8 protein-coding genes and 1 pseudogene are annotated in these 5159 nt (G+C 46.1%); 2 read left to right on the forward strand and 7 right to left on the reverse strand.

What is annotated here, in order from left to right:
- The first annotated feature begins 321 nt into the window (after nt 1-321).
- Together BK127_RS41475 and BK127_RS41480 are read left to right on the forward strand one after the other, a co-directional pair.
- On the forward strand, nt 322-654 hold the full coding sequence (locus BK127_RS41475) for an ArsR/SmtB family transcription factor (RefSeq protein ID WP_372237426.1): 333 nt from the start codon (nt 322-324) through the stop codon (nt 652-654).
- Nucleotides 655-697: 43 nt separating this feature from the next.
- Nucleotides 698-1399 carry an aldo/keto reductase gene (locus BK127_RS41480; protein WP_083689984.1) on the forward strand — a complete coding sequence of 234 codons (702 nt, stop codon included), beginning with the start codon at nt 698-700 and terminating at the stop codon, nt 1397-1399.
- A 759-nt stretch (nt 1400-2158) separates the two neighbouring features.
- Here the strand turns inward: BK127_RS41480 and BK127_RS46010 are convergent.
- The 7 genes and pseudogenes from BK127_RS46010 to BK127_RS41505 all read right to left on the reverse strand — a co-directional run bounded on the left by BK127_RS46010 (nt 2159) and on the right by BK127_RS41505 (nt 5040).
- On the reverse strand, nt 2159-2449 hold the full coding sequence (locus tag BK127_RS46010; protein ID WP_076238477.1) for a helix-turn-helix transcriptional regulator: 291 nt from the start codon (nt 2447-2449) through the stop codon (nt 2159-2161).
- 11 nt (nt 2450-2460) lie between these two features.
- Complete coding sequence (locus tag BK127_RS41490) at nt 2461-2802, reverse strand: hypothetical protein (protein WP_179097825.1); 342 nt, start codon at nt 2800-2802, stop codon at nt 2461-2463.
- A 273-nt stretch (nt 2803-3075) separates the two neighbouring features.
- On the reverse strand, nt 3076-3210 hold the full coding sequence (locus tag BK127_RS45450; protein ID WP_256711703.1) for a hypothetical protein: 135 nt from the start codon (nt 3208-3210) through the stop codon (nt 3076-3078).
- Nucleotides 3207-3677 carry a response regulator gene (locus tag BK127_RS41495; RefSeq protein WP_076238479.1) on the reverse strand — a complete coding sequence of 157 codons (471 nt, stop codon included), beginning with the start codon at nt 3675-3677 and terminating at the stop codon, nt 3207-3209. Before BK127_RS41495 ends, BK127_RS45450 begins: the two co-directional genes overlap by 4 nt.
- Nucleotides 3655-3927 carry a sensor histidine kinase gene (locus tag BK127_RS45455; protein WP_256711704.1) on the reverse strand — a complete coding sequence of 91 codons (273 nt, stop codon included), beginning with the start codon at nt 3925-3927 and terminating at the stop codon, nt 3655-3657. The genes BK127_RS41495 and BK127_RS45455 overlap by 23 nt, the downstream gene beginning before the upstream one ends.
- Nucleotides 3928-4089: 162 nt before the next feature.
- Nucleotides 4090-4215 (reverse strand): annotated as a pseudogene (locus tag BK127_RS46015) (hypothetical protein); the annotation flags it as partial.
- 180 nt (nt 4216-4395) lie between these two features.
- A complete protein-coding gene (locus BK127_RS41505) occupies nt 4396-5040 on the reverse strand; it encodes a DUF2306 domain-containing protein (RefSeq protein ID WP_076238481.1) in 645 nt (214 codons plus the stop codon).
- Nucleotides 5041-5159: the final 119 nt, after the last annotated feature.

Here is a 5159-nt window from a genome sequence, read left to right on the forward strand (position 1 = left end):
ATGGTATGACACAAAAAATAGAACCTGATATGCACACTCAATTTATTGTAGTAATACCATAATTTTCGGCCATAACATTGATTACGGTGAACGATAGCTCAATAAAGGACATCTGAACAAAACACCCATTTTTATACATATGTCCCGCTGGGCGTTGAGGGACGGGCAGTTTAGTTCAAAGAAGGTATAATCCACCTTTAATATGCAAGGAAAAATCTGGGTCTCGATTATCTTTCCCAATATGGAACAGAATAAAGGATCGTGATATCCTTTATTCGTCCAAGAAATTGAACAATTGAATCGTCGATGGGGGGAACGAATGTGAAACAGGTGGTCGCGGCCAATCTCGCAGATGAATTTAAAAAAAATCAAAATGTATTAACCGCTATCAGGGATGAGACCAGGCAAGCCATTCTCTTGACCTTGATTCAAGGACAACAAGTGCCAGGAATGCGAGTGGGCGAGATTAAGGAAAAAACCCATCTTTCCCGTCCAGCCGTATCTCATCATTTGAAAATTTTGAAAGATGCGCAAATTATAAGCGTTCGTAAAGAAGGGACTATTAACTATTATCGTCTGGACACCAAAAGCAAGCTCAAGTTGCTGAAAAATCTCGTGGAACAAATCGAGATGCTACTTTCGCAATGCGAATGAACCATGTCGGATTATTTTTCTTTAAGCAAGGGAGGGGACGAAAATGAACAAAGCGATCGAAGCGGTGAATGGCTATAAAATTCCCCAAGTGGGCTTTGGCGTGTATAAAATAAAAAATGGGAAAGAATTTGAAATGGCGATTCACGAGGCTATTCGTGTAGGTTATCGTCATTTCGATACAGCTAAAATATACGGAAACGAAGAAGAATTAGGACGAGAGCTTCAAAATAGTGGGATTCCTCGAGAACAATTCTTTATTACCTCAAAAGTATGGACCACTGACCTCGGCTATGAAGCGACAAAAAAAGCCTTTGAACAAACCTGTAAAAAACTGAATGTAACGTACCTTGATATGTACCTGATTCATTTTGCCGGTCCTCATTATCTGGAAGCATGGAAGGCTATGGAAGAGTTATATTCAGAGGGGAAAATAAAGGTGATCGGTGTTGCGAATTTTGAGATTCACCACCTTGAGAATGTAATGAAGCATTCCAGGATTCAGCCGATGATTAATCAAATCGAGACTCATCCGGAGTTTCCACAAAACAAATTGCACGAATATCTTGCTCGGCATCGGATTTTGCATGAGGCATGGGGACCATTGGGGCAAGGAAATAAAGCGTTGCTTGATCGTCCGGAGTTGACCGAAATCGCCTTTCATCACAATAAGTCGGTGGCTCAAGTCATCTTGCGTTGGCATTTACAAAGTTTTTACTTCGTAAGAAAGGGGGAAGTGGTTAAATAGGGCCTTTTTGTTTGTTTGATGCGTTATCGCGTTTTTTATAGACACCGCGGGTAACATGTACTGATGCGACATGTCGGAAGTCAACATCATTATTACATTGAAAGTCGCTTAAATTGCGGCTTTTTTTAGTTATGTAATAGGGTTCTTGTAATCGGTTGATGTCAAGAACCCTATTACATTTCCTATAAATGACAAGAACCTTATTACATTCCCGACGGAGTAAACATAATGAATAGTGAATTATTCGAAGTCACGCACAAAAAAGCTTTCAGAACTATAGGAGCTGACTTTGGATAGTTCCACCACCGGTAGTGGAACTATTCCTTGAACTGATAATGTTCTGGAGTTACAGGAGGCACAGAAACAAGTACTGAACCGGATGGAACGGGTAATGGTTCTGGCAATGGATCATCTGGTGGAGGATCGTCTCGCGGAACTCAGGAAACTGTTCTTTAGCAGCCTTCAATGCTTGATATTTGTAAGTATTTGTAAAACCGTATTTGACATTCTAAGTGTAGTCTATTAACGAGATCGTTGACTATACTCGCCTTGTTTTCAGATATCACAGGAAACCAAATCCTGTGCGGTATATTTGCACGTTCGTTGGACGAAATCAGCTTTTATAGCGAGCTCCTCAAGTTGAGGGAATGCATCTTAATATGCTCTTATAATCAGGGGTGATATGGAAAAATAGATAAAAAACGGGATTTCGGTGTATACACCAAAGTTCCGCTTTTTATCTATTTGCTGCTGACGATGTCATTGCCTTGACTTAAGGGAAAGCAAAGGGTTGTTCTCCATTGGAGACCGGGTTTTTTTGTATTCCTGAGGGGAGACACCGTAATATTTGGTGAATAATTTACTGAAATGGCTTGTGCTGTACAGTCCGACCTTCCTTGTAACTTCATGAACCGATAAATCGGTCGCCACGAGTAGTCTTTGCGCCTCCTTCATTCTCAGCTCCGCTACATACTCCACGAATCGATTTCCCGTTTCTTTATGAAAAAGCGAACTTAAATAGTTGGGACTGATGTCAAACAGTGTGGCCACCTTGACGACGCTTATTTCTTCTGCGTAATGGGCCTTGGCATAAGCGACGATGGAACGACGATGTGACTCCGGTCCGTTTGGGAACCTATCATGCTTTTGCAGCAGTCAAGCAGTTCGTTTTTCAAGCGGGAATAATCAACATCTGGCTCAACGGACAGTCCGATGGCGCAGCGCAAATACTGCCCTGCCGCACGGATCAACCGGATGTTGTCATGCAGCCGATTGGTTTCTACCAGAGCGATGAGCTGCTCAACTGCGCTGCCAAATTCGATAGGGCTTTGAAGTTTCTGATATCGGGCCAGTTCGACAAGCAAAGTGCAAATAGGCATATAATGAGGCTTATCCTGTGTCATGGCTTTCAGGAAGGACTGGGAATAGTCGACGGAAGTACCTGATAAAGCTCTCAGGCAGGTGAGCTGCTGCAGCTCCCCATAGACGGAGAAGAACGATCTGAACGGGAAAGTGCTGCCTGTTACTAGAGTGATTCTGCGTGGCCGGACCCTGTTCCTTACGCCAGGCCACTGTCATGCGACGGATATCCGTCATGCACGACACCAGGTTCTCACTGCCGTTTTCCCCGGACTTGTCATAGCCGAACACAAGGATCCATTCATGATCCCGAGGATTCAAAACGTCATGTGGAAATGGATGCTCAGATAGGGCTCGGCGCACTTTTTGGCATTATCCAGCCACTCTTCAACGGCCAAGTGATTCGTTCTATTGAAGCCGTCAAAGCATACGGCGATCAGCTTGCAGCTCATACCTTCCAGAGGTAAGCGATCGCCCTCGACAGGCGCATGGCCGTAATCATTTCGGCAATCCGCAGGGCGAACAGCCTGTGGCTTTCGGAAGCTTTGCTGGTAAGCAGCTCACCAATGCTGTGGATAACCGATTTGAGCTGGTCAAGGCTGACCGTCTTCAGCAAATATTCGTTGATACGCAGTGCGATTGCTTTCCGGGCATAGTTTAATTCCGAGAAGCCGGTCAAAATGACGAACTCCGTATGCGGGGAAATCAGCTTGCCTTTCTCGATGGCTTCCAGACCGCCAAGCAGAGGCATTTTGATATCCACGAAAGCGACGTCAGGCTGCTGCTGCTCCAACTCGCGCAGCAGCTCAAAGCCGTCGGTTGCTTCGTAAATCCGCAAACCGTGGATATTCAACTTCTCCAAATTGTACCGGATATTCATCCGGATCAGATGCTCGTCATCCGCTATAATAATTTTCATGGAAATGGGCCTCCGGTATCATGATGAAAATGCTTGTCCCCACCCCTACGGCGCTTTCCAACCGAAATAGACTGTCGGGAAAGCAAAGCTGCAGCCGTTCGCGCGTATTAGCGAGGCCGACTTGACCGTGTTCATCCAGCAGCTGCGTGTCGAAACCGACTCCGTCATCCTCGATGTGGATACGCACGAACAGCACACCGTCCTCCAATACAGTATCGGCCGCAACCGTCAGGGTGCATGGGCAGTTCAATGGCTCGACTCCATGGATAATCGCGTTTTCAACCAGGGGTTGGAGAATCAGTTTGGGAACCTTGTACGGACGAATACCGTCTTCGCACGACATAAGGACCTGCAGGCGATGCCCGAAACGGAGCTGCTGAAGGGAGCCGTATTTTTCGATAAGATGCATTTCCTCCTCAAGCGTGGTCATATCCGAATGATTCAGGATATAGCGCAGCAGCAGCGTGAGATCAATAATCGACTTCTCCAGCAGCTCCCGCTCGCCGATCTGGTTAAGCGTAATAAATCCATTCAGCATTACCCTTTGAAGGACTTGTAACTAAAAGTGTTTTAACAGCCTAGAGTTCAGTTTGGCTGACGAGAACCATTCATGTTCCCATCGATTCTCCGTTTCATAAAGAACGCGTACCTCTAGACAGTTGCGGTTTAATCGTCGGTTTGTGAGTCCGTCCACAAAAGAAGCGGTGGATGTTTATTATCACCAAAACGACACCGTACTCCCGCCAGCCTTTCGTCTCCGAATGATCCATTCCGCCGCCGAGAAAAGAAGTACGATCGTTCCTATAACACTCGCCGTATATCCGACCTCGTAGCTCATTCCCAGCGCGTTGATGAAGAGAAGCATAAGCGTATGAATCATCTGATTTGTAAAGCAGAACGCGTAGCTGCGGATCATCCAGCGGCGGTGGTCTTCAACCCGTCCTTGTCGAATATGCAAGTATGCGTTCACTGTTATAAATATCCAAATGATATTAAGCAAATTGAAGGCTACACTCACGACCTTGCCTCCGGTAGCAAAAGGAGCCATATAGCCTGATGTGATGCATACGGCCAGTACGGCGACGACATAGACGTAGCCGAGAATACGATGCGTCTTCCGGTACTTACGGAGCTCGGCACTAGCAAAGTTTATGGCTCCCGCAGCGATTGCGATGCAAGCGAAGATGACGTGAACGTTCAGCATAGTTAGCCAGACAGGTAAATTCATTGGACGGGTGAGCTTGGTCTTGTGGCTCAAAAAAACCGACGCATCAGGATCCAGGGCGAAACGATTCAAGAGCGTCCAGAAGACGAAGGCTGCAGCAACGGTAATCAGGAGGCGGAAAGCACTTTTAGCGTTCATCAGCCTGAGGCGCGTTACCTATCAATCGGCGAAAATCACGTTCACTGCGCAGCCGGGCAAAACGGAAACCGGCGAATGTGAACAGTGAAACGAAAAACCAGCAATTAAGCGAGAACAAG

It is taken from the genome of Paenibacillus sp. FSL H7-0331, from assembly GCF_001956045.1.

What these genes read in the sequence shown, in the direction of transcription:
- BK127_RS45450 (WP_256711703.1), bottom strand. Translation starts at nt 3,210, where the DNA reads ATGAGCTGCAAGCTGATCGCCGTATGCTTTGACGGCTTCAATAGAACG.
- BK127_RS41480 (WP_083689984.1), top strand. Translation starts at nt 698, where the DNA reads ATGAACAAAGCGATCGAAGCGGTGAATGGCTATAAAATTCCCCAAGTG.
- BK127_RS41505 (WP_076238481.1), bottom strand. Translation starts at nt 5,040, where the DNA reads ATGAACGCTAAAAGTGCTTTCCGCCTCCTGATTACCGTTGCTGCAGCC.
- BK127_RS41490 (WP_179097825.1), bottom strand. Translation starts at nt 2,802, where the DNA reads ATGACACAGGATAAGCCTCATTATATGCCTATTTGCACTTTGCTTGTC.
- BK127_RS41495 (WP_076238479.1), bottom strand. Translation starts at nt 3,677, where the DNA reads ATGAAAATTATTATAGCGGATGACGAGCATCTGATCCGGATGAATATC.